The sequence below is a fragment of the Shewanella abyssi genome, from assembly GCF_023284025.1.
GTDB classification, from domain to species: Bacteria; Pseudomonadota; Gammaproteobacteria; order Enterobacterales; family Shewanellaceae; genus Shewanella; species Shewanella abyssi.
In genome coordinates, this window is sequence record NZ_JAKIKR010000031.1 from 40,701 (window position 1) to 57,083 (window position 16,383).

A 16,383-nucleotide genomic window follows, 5' to 3' on the forward strand; every position below is an offset into this window, starting at 1 on the left:
TTGTTAATATTTCAATATTCAAACTGAATTCATATCATTTAATACCGTTGATAACGGCAAAGTGTTTTTTATTTGACTCTGTAGCTATGTCACTGCTAATTACTTTCAATTAACATTACCAAGAGCTTAACTGTCAATTTTTTGTCTTGTGTCGTTAATGCTTTAAAACTAAAATTTATAATGCTTTTTTTGTGCCAATGTTTGTAAAACTGAAATTTTTCTACATTCTGCAAACTAAATGCTTCCATAGCGCCGCAATAAAGACTTTTTAAGTCGCCAATTTCTATAAGTAATCAAACAGCGACATAGAGCCAACTTTACTAAACACACTCGATACCGCGTTGAGCGACATCTGTTGCTTTTCAAACTCTGTTATCGCTTCGGCGTAATCTAAGTCTTCAAGCAAAGACAGTGCCGACTGGTTAACCAACTGCTCCTCTTTATGTGTGCTGGTATAGTTTTCTAAGCTCTTTAAACTATTGCCTGCCACACTGCGGCTGGTCCCCATCTGTTCTTGGCCACTGCTAACATTATTCAATAACTGTGCCATTTCTGACTGACCTTGGGGTGTATTTAACTTACTACCATCTTCAAGCAGTGCTATGGCGCTGTTTAGGGTATCGAATATGTTGGAATTTTGTTCAGGCGCCAACTCAAATGTATCACCTGCTACAGGTGTACCTTTAAGTTGCAGCTCAATACCATCAACGGTTACAGGGTTGGCGGCATCAAAATTGGGGATGGTAGTCACAGTCCCTGCAGAATCGGTCACGTTGAGATCGAGTCCACCAGCACCATTATCTGCAAAGTCAAAAGTATAGTTACCCGCCACTGGCAGGGTTGGATCTGTGATGGTGGCACCTTCAACACTAAAGCTGCCTTGCTGTGTCGACGAATAATTGACGCTGTAATCGCCCGTGGCATTCGCGGCATTCAAGAACACGCTGTCGCCAGGGAGATTACTGCCAACAGTGACACCAGACGCGACCACTGAATCCCTAACACCTGAGTCGCCGCGGTAAATCACCTTGCCATTATTATCAAAAGCAAACGGTTCTGAATTGGTTTTGAAGCCAGCGAATAAACTGTTACCGGATTCATCTTTACTGTTGGCAATGGAAAGCAGCTCTTCTAGGCTGCCACGCATATCATCGGCAATTGTTTGCCGATCGGCATCACTTAGTGTGCCGTTGACTGAACGAAGCATCTGCTCGCGCATGCTAGAGACGACCGTTTCTGCATTACCAATTTTACTTTCGCTAACAGCCAAACGATTTGAGGCGTAATCAATGTTCTTTAGAAATTGATCGACCACTGCGCCCTGCTGCTTAAGATTATCGATGCCGATAGCGGCAACGGGATCATCACCTGCCGTACTGACCTTTTTACCCGTCGCCAACTGCTCCATGATTTTGCTCGTCGCTGACTGGCCTTTCATCATGTTGGTCGTGGTTTGGGTAAACATTTGCGCCGTTGAGATTCTCATGCTGTTTTCCTTGCTCTATTCTTTAATGCCGAGTTAGCGCAGTGAGCTAAACAGGGTATTAAATATTTCCGTCGCGGTGGTCATGATCCGCGCCGACGCTTGATAGGATTGCTGAAAGCGCATTAAATTGGCCGCTTCTTCATCAAGATTGACTCCTGATACACTTTGAACTCGGGTATAAGCTTGGTTATAAATAGCCCCCGCAGAGCCCATTGATATTTCAGCTGACTTGGTTTTACCGCCAACATCGAGCTTGGTGTTTTCAAAAACATCCGTCAGGGTGGTGCTACCGCCGTTCATCATTTTGGTTTCGTTTAACTGCGCCATATTAACCAGATTACTGTTGTCACCCTCGGCGAAAGACAGATCGAAAGTAAACTTATCTTTGGTGACTGCAGTGGAGTTAATTTCAAAGGTAAAGCCATTGGCACTGATGCTCGGTGGAGTATAAGCTGCCGCTGGCCCCATAGAATTGCCTTGAGCGTCGAAGACTTCAAAGGTCGGTGGCAATGCAGATGGGTCAATCTCGAAGGTCAGCTCGGCGCCCGTGGTCGGAAAGCCTGGGGCGTTGCGGTTATCAATACTGATTAAATTAATATTACTATTGCCAGAGTTTGCCGCATCGCTGGTAATACTGGTCCCGGCGGCAGCAATACCCTTGCCGTCGGTCATGGTGACCGATAACGCGGTGGCTGCACTTGAAGTGGGACGGATCTCGAATTTATCACCGGAGGCTAATACGCCGCTTGCGATGTCGATGCTAAAACCATCCGCTCCCTCTAGCGTATTACCATTAAGCGTCAGTGGCGTGATATTGCCGCTGCTGCTGTCTTTTAACTGGTAGCTCGATGGCGCGGTAAAGCTAAGTTCATAGCTGCTGCCCGTCAGTGAACTAACATCATCGATGTTGACGCCTAGATTGGCATTGCCGCTATTGCTTGAAAACGCACCGACGCGGCCCAGCTGCATTGAAGGGTCGTTAATATCGGTAAAGATATTGGCGCCCACCTGCCCATTGAGATCAAAACCTTGTGACTGGGCCTGATTAAATGCATCCGCCACACCGAGAGCAAATTGACCCAGCTCAAGTTGTGCAGGAATTAAGGTGTCATCACGATAATCGACCAATGCACCGAGCTGACCGCCGACTTTAGAGGCATCAACCACTAGACTTTTGCCGCCTGAAGACGCGGTTATTTGCAGTTCATTGGCGTGAGGATCACCCGGTTTAGTGCCAATTTGCATTGATACTTCACCAGACACCAGCATGATTGAGCCACCGAGCATGATACTTTTGGAGCCAGATTCCAGTGGCACCACATTGACTTCGGCATATTCACTTAGCTCAAGGATCAGTGCATCTTGCTTATCAAGCAACTGCATATCTTGCCCCTGAGACTTCATTAGCTCACGGTTGATGTTGCCAAGCTCGTTACTGATCTCATTGATGCGATCGGTGACAGCCGAGATCTGGTCGTTAGTTTGACCCATCTGCCCATCAAGTTGCAGTTGCAGCTGATTAACGTTGTTGGCCAGCTGCTCAGCGTTAGACAGTAAAGAATCGCGCAGCCCCAAATCGTCAGGAATATCAGCCAGACTGTTGATACCGGCAAAGAAACTGTTGAGTGATGCGGGAACTGCCGAGCCTATCTGCGAAAATAGTTGGTCGAGTTCAGACATTTTGCTGTAGGTCGTTTGCGCTTCGCTTACTGCAGTTTGACCGATGCGTAACTCACGTGCAGCGTAATCGTTATACACCCGTTTTACGTCTGAGACATAAGTCCCCGTACCGTAAAAGCTGCTGCCTAACTTCTGTGACTCGAGACTCGATTGTGAAACAACCTGACGGTTATAGCCTTCGGTATTGGCATTGGCGATGTTGTTACTGGTGATCGCCAGCTGAGATTGTGACGCTAGCACTCCGGTGCGAGCAATACTGAGCAAGTCCATTGACATTAGTTACCACTCCCCATTACAAACGGTTGCACAACTGGATTTATCATTGCTTCGCCCCTTGTAAAACATCTTTAAAATCTCTAGTGATGGTTTTCATTACCTGCATGACTTTGTCGGTATACTTTGGATCCGTGGCGTACCCCGCATCTTGCAGTGACTGCACAAAGGCTTGTGGATTGGCGGCCTTTTTCATCGCTTCTTGGTAACGTTCGCTATTAGAGACAAACGACACGAAATCGTTAAAACTCTGGCCAATGTCGTCATATACTCTAAAATCTGCTTTTTGCTTTACCGCTATGCCTTGCTCGTATTCAAGGGTATTTACTTGGGCTTTGTCGCCCTGCCAGCGGTTATCCGCTTTAATATTGAATAAATTATTACTTTGCTGTCCAGCAACGCCCTTGACCATTTTTTGGCCCCAACCGGTTTCAAGTGCCGACTGTGCGATTAACACTTCAGCGGTGGTACCTAACTCTTTGGCGGCCTTTTCGGCATGAGGGTATAGACGACTGACAAATTCATCTTGGCTGGTAAAGTCTGCTTGTGACTTGTCCGCATTGAGCGCCGCCGACGGCAAAACCTTGCCACTTAACAGAGAATCTAATGTTTGCGGCGCAACGCCAGCGCTAGTGGCTATATCAACAGGAGTCGACGCCGTTGCACGCGCGGTTGGCATCTGCATTGAATGTGCATCGCCAAGTGTAAAACTGTTGGCTCTGGCTGAAGTGTTACTGTCGCCTCTGAGTACCGACGCGGGGGTCATTGGGCTATTGGCTGGGTCTAATTGCTGCACCATCAAATCGGCTAGCCCGAGCATACCTTCGCCAGAGAGGTTCAAAGACATCTGCTGGTCGTGCATCTGCTCGTAAAATTTGGTGTATTGGCTGTTCATTGGGCTGTCGGATTCAAACACTGCGTTGGCGTCTCGCATGCTAGTCATTAGCATCTGTACGAAAATACCTTCAAACTGCTGCGCCACTTCTTTTAGCGCACCGCTTTCACCTTTCTGGGCTTTGGATCTGAGTGAATCTAATCCCCCAATATCCAAAAATTGCGATGCATTCGACAGCTTATCCATGACTTCTTCCCACTCAGACCGACAAATTTTATATTATTATCAGTTCACCATGCAAAGCGCCTGCCATCTTTAACGCTTCAAGTATCGCGAGTACATCTGAAGGGGCTGCTCCAACAAGGTTAACCGCCCGTACTAGCTCATCTAGCGTGGTGCCAGGGTTAAACATAAACATGCGACTATCGTCTTCAGATACATCAATGGTGCTATCAGAAGTGACGACGGTTTGACCATTGCCGAAGGGGTTAGGTTGAGATACTCGGGTTGCTTCAGCAATCGTCACCGTTAAGCCGCCATGAGTGACTGCCGCTGGCAATAATTTGACGTTTTGACCGACGACAATGGTGCCGGTGCGCGAATTAACAATCACTTTGGCTGATTCTGTTGCAGGTTCAATTTCGATATTTTCAAGCGTGGCTAAAAATGACACTCGCTGGGATACGTCACGCGGCGCACTCACCTGCACCGATGCAGCATCTAGCGGTCTTGCCATTCCAGGGCCTAATAACTCATTGATAGCATCAGACAACCTTTTGGCCGTTGAAAAGTCAGCCCGGCGCAGGTTAAAGGTAAGGTAATCACCGGTTGAAAATGGCGTAGCGACGGTGCGTTCGATAATCGCGCCATTGGGAATACGACCCACTGTGGGCGTATTTTGAATCACTTTAGAGCCATCTAGCCCTTCAGCGCTAAAACCACTGACGACCATACTGCCCTGTGCAATCGCGTACACATTACCATCGACACCTTTAAGGAAGGTCTGTAGTAGCATGCCGCCACGTAAACTTTTAGCTTCACCTAGACTTGACACGGTAATGTCTAATGTCTGACCGGGTTTAATAAAGGGGGGCATAATGGCGCTAACAGCGACCACAGCGATGTTTTTAATTTTCGGTCTGAAGTTATCTGGCAAATTAATGCCAAAGTTCTTCAACATGGTTTTGAATGTTTGTTCGGTATAACGGGTTTTTTCACCGGTGCCTGGCAGACCCACCACTAAGCCATAACCAATCAATTGGTTACTGCGCACCCCTTGGACATTGGCAATATCTTTAATGCGCTGTGCATTTACCGGCGCAGCGATTACCATTATCGCGCAAAGTATTGCCAGTTTTATTTTCATCATGAAAAGTCCTTAGCTTAGTCGACGAGCTTATCGCCGCTAAAAAGCTGCCCTAGCAGGCGGTTAGGTGTCGCAGTCCGCGCGACACATTGGCTTATTGTTATTTTTGCTATTTTTTATTGGTTAATCAGGGCCATGAACTAAAACGGCCACCAACTGCCCAAAAAGAATGAGCTGAGCCAGCCCACTTTTTGTACTTCAGCAAAAGTCCCGGTACCACTGTACTGAATACGCGCATTAGCGACTCGCGGCGAGTCGATGGTGTTATCAGGGCGAATATCCTGAGCGCGCACAATACCGGTAATACGCACAAACTCATCGCCGTTATTGATGCTTATCCATTTCTCACCACGAATAACTAAGTTGCCGTTATTAAGCACTTTCATCACGTTGGCAGAAATGCTGCCGGACAAACTGTTGCTTTGGTCAGCATCAGACTCACGCTTAGTGTTCATGCTGTCTTTGTAACGCAGATCAATTGGGTTACCGCCAATGGTGACGTTACCGCCGCCAGCGTAGATAGGGTCAAGAGACAGGTCAGTCCCCCGTGAAATCTCGTTATTAGCGCTCTTTTTCGCTTGGGTCGATTCCATCAGAATGACAGTAATAATATCGCCCACTTTCAATGCTTTAATATCGGAGTAAAGGCTTGCAGCTTGACTGTCTTGATACAGAGATCCTGTAGCAGCAATTTTTGTTGGCGGCGCTTCCGGGTACACTGGGGCGTAATACGGATCGTCAGCAATCGGCTTTTTATTGGTTGAAGTACAACCTGATAGCGCAGCAATAACGATTAATATCCAGTAACGACTCATACAAAACTCTCTTCACATTGAAAGGCATATTAAGTGCCATATACGATAAAATTGACAATGGCGAGTAACACGCCTATACCAGCAAAATTGACCTTACACTTATAAATTCTGGTTCACGTAGGACAGCATCTGATCAACAGCAGAGATAACCTTGGAGTTCATCTCATAAATACGCTGGCTTTCAATCAGGTTCACGAGCTCCTCTGTCACGTTAACGTTGGAGGTTTCTAATGCCCCTTGGCGGATTGCGCCCATGCCGTCGAGTGATGCAGTGCCTTGGATAGGGGTGCCGCTGGCGCCGGTTTCCATATAGAGGTTTTGCCCCATAGGATCTAGGCCTGCAGGGTTAATAAAGTCAGACATTGACAGCTGACCCACCACTTGGTTTTCAGCATTTCCTGCGGTTTTGACCGACACTTCGCCTTCAGCCGATACGGTAATACTGCTGGCGTCATCTGGGATGGTTATTGCCGGTTGCACCACATAACCAGAACCTGGCGTGACGATCTGCCCCGTCTCGTCCAAGCTAAATTGACCGGTACGGGTATAAGCGGCAGTGCCGTCTGGCATCTGCACTTCGAAAAATCCAGGGCCTTCGATCATCAAGTCTAATGAGTTATCGGTGGTCAACATGTTGCCTTGGGTAAAGACTTTTTGCGTCGCCACCACCTTGGTACCGGCACCAATATTCAAGCCGTTAGGCAATTTGGTATCTGACGCACTCACACCGCCAGCTTGATTGACATTTTGATAGAGCAAGTCTTCAAAAACGGCACGGCTCTTTTTAAAACCAATGGTGCTGGCGTTGGCCACGTTATTTGAAATAACAGAGATGTCTGTTTGCTGAGCGTCTAAACCAGTTTTACTTATCCATAAAGCGGGATGCATATTATATCTCCTAGCTTATGCGCATTAATGAAGCGGAAGCTTTATCAATTTCTTCAGCTGTTTTCATCATTTTGACCTGCATCTCAAACTGACGCTGTATGCCAATCATCGATACCATTTCATGTACTGCATTAACGTTACTGCCTTCAACAGCGCCGCTAAGTAGGCCGACGCTTGGATCCGCGGCGGCTATTTCGCCTGACATTTGACGGAATAAACCATCTTGGCCACGCATTAAATTTTCATTACCTGGGTTGACCAGCTTAATGCGGCCCACCTCTTCAATAACCTCAGCGGTGGCACCCGATGGACGGACGGAGATGATGCCATCTTGAGATATTTCAATTTTTTCGATCGGCAATGGCAACACGATGGGGCCATTGTCGCCCATCACCGCGGCGCCTCTATCATTGCGTAATACGCCGGTGCTATCGAAGCTTAAGCTGCCTGAGCGAGTGTAAGCTTCGCCGCCGTCTTGCGTTTGAACCGCAATCCAGCCATCGCCTTTGACGGCAATATCAAGATCTCGACCCGTGGTCTTTATTGGGCCACTTGCAAAGTTAGCTGACGGGTTCTCTGTCATGGCGAACACACGCGTTGGCAAACCATCACCAAAGGCTTGCATCGAACGCGCCTGAGCGAAATCCGATTTAAAACCATCTGTACTAGCGTTTGCCAAATTGTTGGCGCTAATCGCCAACGCATTCATATTCTGTTTCGCGCCGCTCATGGCGACATAGAGTAACTTGTCCACTTAACGCTCCGTCAAACTTCCGTCTAACGTATTAATTAGCAAGCATCGTGCCAAGATAAGCGAAAAAAGGTCCTAGGTTCGAGGAAGAGCAGGTTCTAGCAAAGCAGAAAATCAACATCAAAAGCCAAAGGGTGTTTGCTGTTGATTTCCTAGCAGGACGGAGTCCGTCCTAGCAGTGAGCTGGCGAACGCCCTAGTACCTAGGATCTTCGCTTACGGTAAAAACTCGAAAAGAACAAAGCGACGGCATAAATGCCGACCTACAAAAGATAATCGTAAACACCAACATAAACATTACAACACCGCTGTAGGTTGGGCTTTAGCCCATCAATCATTGCAATCGACCATGCTAACCGACGGCATAAATGCCGACCTACTTTATAAGAAGGTGCTAGGTTCTAGGTTCTAGGTTCTAGGTTCTAGGTGCTAGCAAAGCATAAAATCAACATCAAAAGCCAATGGGTGTTTGCTGTTGATTTCCTAGCAGGACGTAGTCCGTCCTAGCAGTGAGCTGGCGAACGCCCTAGTACCTAGGACCTTCTCTTACGGTGAAAACTAGAAAAGAGCAAAGCGACGGCATAAATGCCGACCTACTTTAAAAGAAGGTGCTAGCAAAATAAAGGCAACAAAGTACCGCTTATGGGGACATTTGTTGCCTATGGTCTTCCTCGCAGTGAGCCTGCGAACGACCTAACAGCCCAAAGGGCAACCTCGAAGTGAAGCGCCCTTCTTAGCCTGTCAATTAACGGATCTGCAGTATCGTTTGTTGTAGGGTATTGTTGACTTCCAGCGTTCTAGAGTTAGCTTGGAAGTTACGTTGAGCAGAGATAAGGTCAACCAACTCGGTGGTCAAATCCACGTTTGATTGCTCTAGTGCTGACGAACGAATACTACCAAAAGTACCGCTATTAGCCTCACCGGCTAATGCTGGACCTGAATCAATACTGGCTCTCCAAGAGGTATTACCCGCCTGCGACAAACCTTGTTCGTTGGCAAAGCGTACTAATGCAACCCGGGCTAAAGGCACTGTTGAGCCGTTACTATAACTGGCATTGATAAGGCCATCGGCACCTACTTCAACGTTAGTTAAGCGACCGACAGTGGTACCATCTTGTGTCAATTCAGTCACTTCAAAGGGTGATGCGTACTGAGTCGGGTTATTAAAGGTAAGGTTTAATGTTTGTGTACCATCGGCGCCAGCGCCGAGTACATTGGCGCCGCCAACGCCAAGCGCTTCAGTTTGAATAGTCGCTGGATTACTGCCGGTATAAGCACCGGTATCGTTAAAAGAGACTGAAGCGCCTTTCCAAGCACCACCCGTTGTTTCAGCGTTTCTGCTTCCATCTACGATACCATCACCATCAGTATCGACATCGTAGGTCCCTGAAGCGGGATCGACGTTCACTTTTTTGCCATCAACCGCGTAAAACGCAACCCAGTTGCTTTCACCGGTATGGGCAGCATCGGGTGGACGCACAAAGTAAGTGGTCATGATATGCGGCTCACCTAATGAGTCGTACATGGTCACTGAGGTTGAATTGTTGAATGTATCAGGGTCATCGGGATCAAAACTTGCTGGATCGAATGTTTTATCGCCGGCATTTAGGTTCATCTGCATGCCAATATTATCGGTCTTTACCGGGCTACCTGCCGTATCGGGTATTTGCACTGGCTGAGTCGTGGTCAAGCTCACTGAGGTTGAGTTACCGTCTTTGTCTACTGGAAAAGTTTGCAGGAAATTACCGGCTGAATCGACCATGTAGTTATTCGAGTCAAACTTAAACGCACCCGCACGGGTGAAGGAGTGATCTTGTGAACCCACTTCGGATGAAGTGACGAAGAAGCCGCCACCGTTAATCGCCATATCAAGTGAGTTATTGGTGAACTGCAAGCTGCCTTGATGGAACTGCTGCGCTACTTGGCTTGTTGCCACGCCGCCACCGACTGTAGTTTTGCTGTTGGCAAAAATCGAGCTGGCGTAAACATCGGCAAACTCGGCACGTGATTCTTTAAAACCCGTGGTGTTGACGTTAGCGATATTGTTTGCGGTTGTATTTAGATCTTTTTGCGCAGACGATATACCGCTCAGAGCAATGTTAAATGACATAATTCACCTCAATCCTTGTTCAATTCGTTTTAGAAGAGGCTTTATCCGCCTCTCTCATTAATATCTGTCGTGGGTTTACGATTCTGAAACTGCTAACACGTCACTAATCTTAATGCCGCCAACACCGCGCAAGTTCAAAATGGCGCCGGTCGCGGCGGTGCCTAACGACACACTTGTCACGTGGGCATAGGTTGAAACGGGTAACTCTTCGCTCTTGCCATCGACTTTACCGCTCACTTTAAGGATGTAACTCCCTTCTGCAACGGGCTCGCCATTTTTACCCAGACCATCCCAGGTGATATCAACGTTACCACCGGCACTGCCATCCACTTGAAAAGTCGATATCAGCTGGCCGGTTTCATCTTCCACTCGCACGGTTAAATCTTGAATCGTTTCAGGCGTACTGACGATGCCTTTCATGGTCGGCTCTTCAGCTGATATATAACCGGTATCGGATGGAATAAGCACTTTCTGGCCAACCAGACCTGATGCCTGCAGCGCTTGGCTCGATGTTGTTAGCGCATTGAGGTTAATAATCTCTTCGTTAAGCTTGCTAATACCATCAACGGTTGAGAACGATGCCATCTGCTGGATCATTTGATCATTGTCGACCGGTTTAAACGGATCTTGCATCGATAACTGTTGACTCAATAAGGAGAAGAAATCTTCTTGGGATAGATCCTGACTATTTGCTTCAGGTATTGAATCCGCTACCGGCAAGCGCAAACTGTCTAGAAACGGATTACCCGTTGTTAGCGTCTGGGTTGTTGACGCACTACTTTGCGTCGAAGCTTGCGGCGTAACAGTGCCAGCCTGCTGTGACTGGGCCGTTGTCGATTGCGTGTTATTGAGCGAGTTAATTAGGCTCAAAATTTACCTCCAGCTTTCACTGAGTTTATTTACCAATTCTAAGGGTTTGCTGAAGCATCGATTTTGCAGCTTCAGCCACTTGTACATTCATCTGATATGAGCGAGAGGCAGAGATCATATTGGCCATCTCCTCCATCACATTGACATTAGGTTTATAAATAAAACCCTCAGTGTCTGCCATTGGATGACCTGGCGAGTATTCTTTATTTAACGGTAAGTCACTTTCAACGATGCCCTTAACTGCAACGCCTTGAGAGGCGCTTTGATGCTGTTGTGCTTTGCTCATTGCAGCTTCGAAAATAGGATGACGAGCACGATAAGTCTCACCAACACTGCTTGATACGGAATCTGCGTTGGCAATATTACTGGCCGTGGTATTCAGTCTGACCGATTGCGCAGACATACCCGAACCTGCGACGTTAAAGATATTGAATAAACTCATAATTAATCGCCTCTAATCGCTTTTTTCATGCCGGAAAACTTACTGTCGAGAAAACCGAGCGACATTTGATACTCGAGGGCATTTTGCATGAACGCAGACTGCTCCTGCTGGATGTCGACCGTGTTACCGTCACCGGTGTCGGGCTGATTCGGCACACGATAACCCACATGTTGCTGCGATAAGGCAGCCAAATCGAAGTGTTTAACATCACTCTTTACCATGGCTAAACCCGACTGACGTGACTGCGCTGAATTCATCGCTTTGGCAAAATCTACATCACGTGATTTGTAGTTTGGTGTGTCGGCATTGGCAATATTTGAAGATAGGACTTCTGCACGTTGAGAGCGTACGCCCAAAGTGTATTGATGAACCCCTAATGCTTTATCAAAACTAATCGCCATAAAATTGCCTCCTCAGCTTGGTATCTGAGATAAAGCAATTGGTGTGCCAAATTAGTCTAAAAGAATGAAAATAGGCGCTTTAGCGGGGAAATGGCGCTATAGAGGGCGGGTTTAGATGGGAAAACGGGGTGTCAAAATTGCGTTAACGGCACTTCAACACCCACTATGTAATAGGCTTAGACTTTCTTCTGGTAATAGATCCCTGGATTACAACGCACCATATCAAACTCAGCAGACAAACCGGCGATAGACTCTGACGCGCCAAGAAAAAGGATCCCTTTAGGGTTCAGTGCGGCAGCAAATTGCCGCAATATTTTCCGCTTTGCCTCTGGCGAGAAATAGATCAATACATTGCGGCAAAAAATAATATCGAACTTACCGAGCAAGGTATAACTTTCAAGCAAGTTATGTGCTCTAAAATTAACCAGTTGCTTTACATTATTTTTAACCACCATATTGCCGGAGGGCAAGGCATCAAAAAACTGACGTTTGCGTTCATCAGATAAACCACGACCTAACGCTAGGTTGTCATACTCCGCTTTTTTACAGCGCTCAAGCATCGACGGCGACAGATCCGTCGCCAATATATTTGCACCACTGGGCAGTGTCCCGGGTTTTCGCTGTTGATACTCAAGAAGTGTCATGCCTAAAGAGTATGGCTCTTGCCCAGATGAACATGCTGCTGACCATATTTTTAGCGGCCGACCCAGTCGACTGTAATTAGGCAAAATAGCATTAAACAGCAACTCGAAAGGATAACGATCACGAAACCACAGTGTTTCGTTAGTCGTCATGGCATCGATGACTTCAGTGCGAAGTTGACGCTCTGTGGGCTTCATTGAATGCTTTACCACATCCGATAAAGAGGGAAGATTATATTTCCCCATCAGCGGCGCTAATCTACTACGCACCAGATATTGTTTGTTCTCACCTAGCACAATACCGCTGTGCTGCTCTAGAAAGAGCCTGAACTGATGGTACTCGTTTTCAGCAAGTGATTTATTTGGCACTCTTAATATCCTAAATATCTATAAAACAAGCCGCATAAAAGGCGCGACTTTACCACAATCGCTGGGTTATACATTAGCCACCTAGGAAACACAAGTTAGACTTGGTTCCCTCTGGCTTGGGCATTGCAACATAAACCTGCTTTTATAGACTTAAGTGCTTGTTTACAGCGGCTGCTAACTCATCAGGATTAAATTTAGCAATAAAATCATTTGCGCCAACCTTCTGCACCATCGCTTGGTTAAATACACCACTGAGCGAGGTATGTAATACCACTTTTATGTTCCTAAGTTTTGGATCATCACGTATTTCAGCCGTTAAGGTATAACCATCCATTTCAGGCATCTCAATGTCTGAAATAATCAATGGGATTTCAGTCGCCACGTCGTCAAGCTCAGTCGCCATTGCCCGTAATTTATTTAACGCCTCTTTACCGTCTTTGGCGGTATCGATTTGCAGATCAAGAGAGGATAACGCACGAATAATCTGTTTGCGGGCAACTGATGAGTCGTCGATGACCATAATGTGATAGTGCTTATCTCTATCAATTGTCAGCTTGTCATCAAGCTCTTTACTAATGTTGGTATTGACGGGTGAGATCTCATCGAGGATCTTCTCAACATCCAAAATCTCCACTAACTCATTTTCTATCTCTGTGACAGCCGTTAAATATGAGCCACGACCCGAACCTTGTGGCGGTGGCATGATGGCTTCCCAGTTCATATTGATAATACGCTCAACTGAACTCACCAAGAAACCTTGCACACTGCGGTTGTACTCAGAAATGATAATAAAGCTGCTCGCTAAGTCCTCAATTGGGCGACCGCCGGTTGCTGCGCTCAAATCGATCACTGAAATGGTCATGCCGCGCACATGCACTATGCCACGCACACTAGAGTTGAGCCTAGGCAATCTGGTTAACGGAGGGCATTGCAGCACCTCCTTGACCTTAAATACGTTAATGCCGAATCGTTGACGTCCATTAAGTTTAAATAACAATAACTCGAGTCGGTTTTGTCCAACCAACTGGGTGCGCTTATTTACTGATTCAAGAATGTTCGACATGAAAATTTGCCTTGTACTTATTTTTATCGGTTAAATCTAATAGATTAAATGTAATTTTAGTTAACGCTGATTACGTTGATTTTGCGCATCAATGCTGTCAATACAGAACAATATAATGTTACCTCTACATTTAGGCATGTTACTTGCTTAGTTAGCACTATCTGATTCTAACGTTGCGATATCAGTCAACTTTATGACGTCCAACGATTTAATGAGTTCGCTATTAACATTCTCCAATTAACACGACTTAGGTGCATTCTAGCGAATCAAGCTGGTGTATTCATTATGAAAATAAATTTTTGGCTACTTTTTACCGTACTTTGTTTCCCCGTTACCACTAGCGCCAATACGGATCAAGTTGCGAGTGTACCCTCTTTATCGACCATTTCTCGATTAGCTATAGCGGCAGTTGAAGAAAAAATAGAAGCTCCTGAAAAAGCTAAGATTAATATCACTCCCCAAAGCTTAGATACCCGTGTCAGAATACCTAATTGCTTTCTTCCGATAAAGGCAGAGATCGCCAGCGATCGTGCAATAAGGCGCAACAATACAGTCAAAATAAGCTGTGACAGCCCCGACTTAAGCTATCCATGGCAGATATTTTTATCGGTGAGAGTCGACATTCTTTACCCTGTGGTGGTCGCTAAAGCAACATTAGGTCCTGGAGATCTGATCTCACGTAGCGATGTTGCCATTGATTACGTCGAGCAAACGACGCTCAGAGGTCAACAATTTGACCAACTAAACGAAGTGGTCGGCGCAAGGCTTAAGCGTCGAGTCGCACCACAGCAACCCATTTTTAATAATCATCTGTGTATTGTTTGTAAGGGAGACACAGTGTCGATATTTGCCAAGTCTGAAAACTTCGAGATAAAAACCGTTGGTGAAGCCCTACACGATGGTAATTTAGGCGATAAGATACGGGTTAAAAACAGCTATTCACAGAAAACCTTAAACGCGAAAGTCACCGCGGTTGGCCAAGTTGAAGTAAGAATGTAAAATAAGATTAAAGTTAACCGCTATCGCGCCGATAGCGTGTATAAGAAAGTCTCTTTATTCAATGTTGGATACCAAAATGGCTATGGATATTAAACAAGTAAATAGTGCTGCCACAGCGCGCATAAACAGCAGTAACACCGGTAAAGGTGCTGCAACGCAAAGCGCTCCAGCGGCCCCAGTGCAAACAGCGGTTGCACAAAAAGCCGACTCTGTGTCGATTACGCCACAGGCTCAACAGCTGCAAAACGTGCAAACTAAGATGGCCGACATGCCAGATATTGACCAAAAGAAAGTTGATGAAATTAAAGCCGCAATTGCTGAAGGTCGTTACAAAATCGATCCAGAAAAGCTTGCAACTAATATCGCAAACTTCGAGAATGAACTTAGCGATTAATATAAATGTCGCCGCAATTAGCGGATTAAGGCATAAAAGATAAGGCCATTATGACAAATTTATCTCATCTATTGAGCTCACAACATACCGTGTTGACTGAGCTTAAAGCCGTTATTAGCCAAGAGAAACAGGCGCTACAGTCGCAAGATGCAGACACTCTGCTGTCACTTGCCAGTACTAAAGCGACCTTACTTGATAGCTTAAAACATAACGATGAGATGATAGCCACACAGCCTGATAAAAGTATATTAGAGACCGACGCCACATTATCTCAGCAAGTTAGCGCAGCAAAAGCCTTGCTAGCGGAGTGCCAACAGCTCAATGCTGAGAACGAGTCTTTAATAGAATTGAGCTTAGCCAGCTTAAATCGCTTCTCTCAGGCACTGCAGGCCAGTCGTAATTCCGCCAGCCTCACCTATGATGGTAAAGGCCGTACCTCCAGTATCTCAAGCTTAGGGAATAATTTAAGAGCTTAAGAACGGTTCGAGCTGAGATGCTTAAGCCGAGAGGAGCTAAGACGGTAAAATCATAGACGAACGGCCTTACGGAACGCTTCGCTTACGGTAAAAACTAGAAAAGAGCAAAGCGACGGCATAAACGCCGACCTACTTTAAAAGAAGGTTCTAGGTTCTAGCAAAGCATAAAATCAACATCAAAAGCCAAAGGGTGTTTTCTGTTGATTTCCTAGCAGGACGTAGTCTGTCCTAGCAGTGAGCTGGCGAACGTCCTAGTACCTAGTACCTTCTCAGCTTTCAGATAGGTTCTAGCAAAGCAGAAAATCAACATCAAAAGCTAAAGGGTGTTTGCTGTTGATTTCCTAGCAGGACGTAGTCCGTCCTAGCAGTGAGCTGGCGAACGTCCTAGTACCTAGGACCTTCTCAGCTTTCAGATAGGTTCTAGCAAAGCATAAAATCAACATCAAAAGCCAAAGGGTGTTTTCTGTTGATTTCCTAGCAGGACGTAGTCTGTCCTAGCAGTGAGCTGGCGAACGTCCTAGTACC

The 16,383-nt window shown here is 46.2% G+C and carries 16 protein-coding genes; 3 read left to right on the forward strand and 13 right to left on the reverse strand.

The features are described 5' to 3' along the window. Positions 1 to 283: 283 nt before the first annotated feature. From flgL to L2755_RS13985, 13 genes are all read right to left on the reverse strand, one after another. Positions 284 to 1,486, reverse strand: coding sequence for a flagellar hook-associated protein FlgL (gene flgL / locus L2755_RS13925; protein ID WP_248981289.1), 1,203 nt, complete (start codon positions 1,484 to 1,486; stop codon positions 284 to 286). Positions 1,487 to 1,519: 33 nt separating this feature from the next. After that, on the reverse strand, positions 1,520 to 3,442 hold the full coding sequence (gene flgK / locus L2755_RS13930) for a flagellar hook-associated protein FlgK (RefSeq protein WP_248981290.1): 1,923 nt from the start codon (positions 3,440 to 3,442) through the stop codon (positions 1,520 to 1,522). 43 nt (positions 3,443 to 3,485) lie between these two features. Next, positions 3,486 to 4,520 (reverse strand): flagellar assembly peptidoglycan hydrolase FlgJ, encoded by a 1,035-nt coding sequence (gene flgJ / locus L2755_RS13935; RefSeq protein ID WP_248981291.1) that lies wholly within the window; start codon positions 4,518 to 4,520, stop codon positions 3,486 to 3,488. A 28-nt stretch (positions 4,521 to 4,548) separates the two neighbouring features. Then, complete coding sequence (locus L2755_RS13940) at positions 4,549 to 5,640, reverse strand: flagellar basal body P-ring protein FlgI (protein ID WP_248981307.1); 1,092 nt, start codon at positions 5,638 to 5,640, stop codon at positions 4,549 to 4,551. A gap of 140 nt (positions 5,641 to 5,780) precedes the next feature. After that, positions 5,781 to 6,455: a flagellar basal body L-ring protein FlgH gene (flgH, locus tag L2755_RS13945; RefSeq protein ID WP_248981292.1), complete on the reverse strand. Its 675-nt coding sequence runs from the start codon at positions 6,453 to 6,455 to the stop codon at positions 5,781 to 5,783. A 99-nt stretch (positions 6,456 to 6,554) separates the two neighbouring features. Then, on the reverse strand, positions 6,555 to 7,343 hold the full coding sequence (flgG, locus tag L2755_RS13950; RefSeq protein WP_248981293.1) for a flagellar basal-body rod protein FlgG: 789 nt from the start codon (positions 7,341 to 7,343) through the stop codon (positions 6,555 to 6,557). A 10-nt stretch (positions 7,344 to 7,353) separates the two neighbouring features. Continuing rightward, positions 7,354 to 8,097: a flagellar basal-body rod protein FlgF gene (flgF, locus tag L2755_RS13955; protein WP_248981294.1), complete on the reverse strand. Its 744-nt coding sequence runs from the start codon at positions 8,095 to 8,097 to the stop codon at positions 7,354 to 7,356. 741 nt (positions 8,098 to 8,838) lie between these two features. Next, positions 8,839 to 10,203 carry a flagellar hook protein FlgE gene (gene flgE / locus L2755_RS13960; protein WP_248981295.1) on the reverse strand — a complete coding sequence of 455 codons (1,365 nt, stop codon included), beginning with the start codon at positions 10,201 to 10,203 and terminating at the stop codon, positions 8,839 to 8,841. A gap of 75 nt (positions 10,204 to 10,278) precedes the next feature. Further along, the gene (gene flgD / locus L2755_RS13965; protein WP_248981296.1) at positions 10,279 to 11,073 is read right to left on the reverse strand and encodes a flagellar hook assembly protein FlgD; all 795 of its coding nucleotides are present in this window, start codon (positions 11,071 to 11,073) and stop codon (positions 10,279 to 10,281) included. A 25-nt stretch (positions 11,074 to 11,098) separates the two neighbouring features. After that, positions 11,099 to 11,515 carry a flagellar basal body rod protein FlgC gene (gene flgC / locus L2755_RS13970; protein WP_248981297.1) on the reverse strand — a complete coding sequence of 139 codons (417 nt, stop codon included), beginning with the start codon at positions 11,513 to 11,515 and terminating at the stop codon, positions 11,099 to 11,101. A gap of 2 nt (positions 11,516 to 11,517) precedes the next feature. Further along, positions 11,518 to 11,916, reverse strand: coding sequence for a flagellar basal body rod protein FlgB (gene flgB / locus L2755_RS13975; protein WP_248981298.1), 399 nt, complete (start codon positions 11,914 to 11,916; stop codon positions 11,518 to 11,520). 176 nt (positions 11,917 to 12,092) lie between these two features. Beyond that, positions 12,093 to 12,926 (reverse strand): CheR family methyltransferase, encoded by an 834-nt coding sequence (locus L2755_RS13980; protein WP_248981299.1) that lies wholly within the window; start codon positions 12,924 to 12,926, stop codon positions 12,093 to 12,095. 142 nt (positions 12,927 to 13,068) lie between these two features. After that, on the reverse strand, positions 13,069 to 13,989 hold the full coding sequence (locus L2755_RS13985) for a chemotaxis protein CheV (protein WP_248981300.1): 921 nt from the start codon (positions 13,987 to 13,989) through the stop codon (positions 13,069 to 13,071). A 285-nt stretch (positions 13,990 to 14,274) separates the two neighbouring features. Between L2755_RS13985 and flgA the strand changes: the two genes are divergently transcribed. The 3 genes from flgA (at position 14,275) to L2755_RS14000 (ending at position 15,858) form a co-directional block, all read left to right on the forward strand. Further along, on the forward strand, positions 14,275 to 14,988 hold the full coding sequence (gene flgA, locus L2755_RS13990) for a flagellar basal body P-ring formation chaperone FlgA (protein ID WP_248981301.1): 714 nt from the start codon (positions 14,275 to 14,277) through the stop codon (positions 14,986 to 14,988). 76 nt (positions 14,989 to 15,064) lie between these two features. Next, positions 15,065 to 15,382, forward strand: a complete 318-nt coding sequence (flgM, locus tag L2755_RS13995) for a flagellar biosynthesis anti-sigma factor FlgM (protein ID WP_248981302.1) — start codon at positions 15,065 to 15,067, stop codon at positions 15,380 to 15,382. A gap of 50 nt (positions 15,383 to 15,432) precedes the next feature. Beyond that, entirely contained in the window at positions 15,433 to 15,858 is a 426-nt protein-coding gene (locus L2755_RS14000) for a flagella synthesis protein FlgN (RefSeq protein ID WP_248981303.1), read from the forward strand. Positions 15,859 to 16,383: the final 525 nt, after the last annotated feature.

What these genes read in the sequence shown, in the direction of transcription:
- flgL (WP_248981289.1), bottom strand. Translation starts at nt 1,486, where the DNA reads ATGAGAATCTCAACGGCGCAAATGTTTACCCAAACCACGACCAACATG.
- flgK (WP_248981290.1), bottom strand. Translation starts at nt 3,442, where the DNA reads ATGTCAATGGACTTGCTCAGTATTGCTCGCACCGGAGTGCTAGCGTCA.
- flgJ (WP_248981291.1), bottom strand. Translation starts at nt 4,520, where the DNA reads ATGGATAAGCTGTCGAATGCATCGCAATTTTTGGATATTGGGGGATTA.
- L2755_RS13940 (WP_248981307.1), bottom strand. Translation starts at nt 5,640, where the DNA reads ATGAAAATAAAACTGGCAATACTTTGCGCGATAATGGTAATCGCTGCG.
- flgH (WP_248981292.1), bottom strand. Translation starts at nt 6,455, where the DNA reads ATGAGTCGTTACTGGATATTAATCGTTATTGCTGCGCTATCAGGTTGT.
- flgG (WP_248981293.1), bottom strand. Translation starts at nt 7,343, where the DNA reads ATGCATCCCGCTTTATGGATAAGTAAAACTGGTTTAGACGCTCAGCAA.
- flgE (WP_248981295.1), bottom strand. Translation starts at nt 10,203, where the DNA reads ATGTCATTTAACATTGCTCTGAGCGGTATATCGTCTGCGCAAAAAGAT.
- flgC (WP_248981297.1), bottom strand. Translation starts at nt 11,515, where the DNA reads ATGAGTTTATTCAATATCTTTAACGTCGCAGGTTCGGGTATGTCTGCG.
- flgB (WP_248981298.1), bottom strand. Translation starts at nt 11,916, where the DNA reads ATGGCGATTAGTTTTGATAAAGCATTAGGGGTTCATCAATACACTTTG.
- L2755_RS13985 (WP_248981300.1), bottom strand. Translation starts at nt 13,989, where the DNA reads ATGTCGAACATTCTTGAATCAGTAAATAAGCGCACCCAGTTGGTTGGA.
- flgA (WP_248981301.1), top strand. Translation starts at nt 14,275, where the DNA reads ATGAAAATAAATTTTTGGCTACTTTTTACCGTACTTTGTTTCCCCGTT.
- flgM (WP_248981302.1), top strand. Translation starts at nt 15,065, where the DNA reads ATGGCTATGGATATTAAACAAGTAAATAGTGCTGCCACAGCGCGCATA.
- L2755_RS14000 (WP_248981303.1), top strand. Translation starts at nt 15,433, where the DNA reads ATGACAAATTTATCTCATCTATTGAGCTCACAACATACCGTGTTGACT.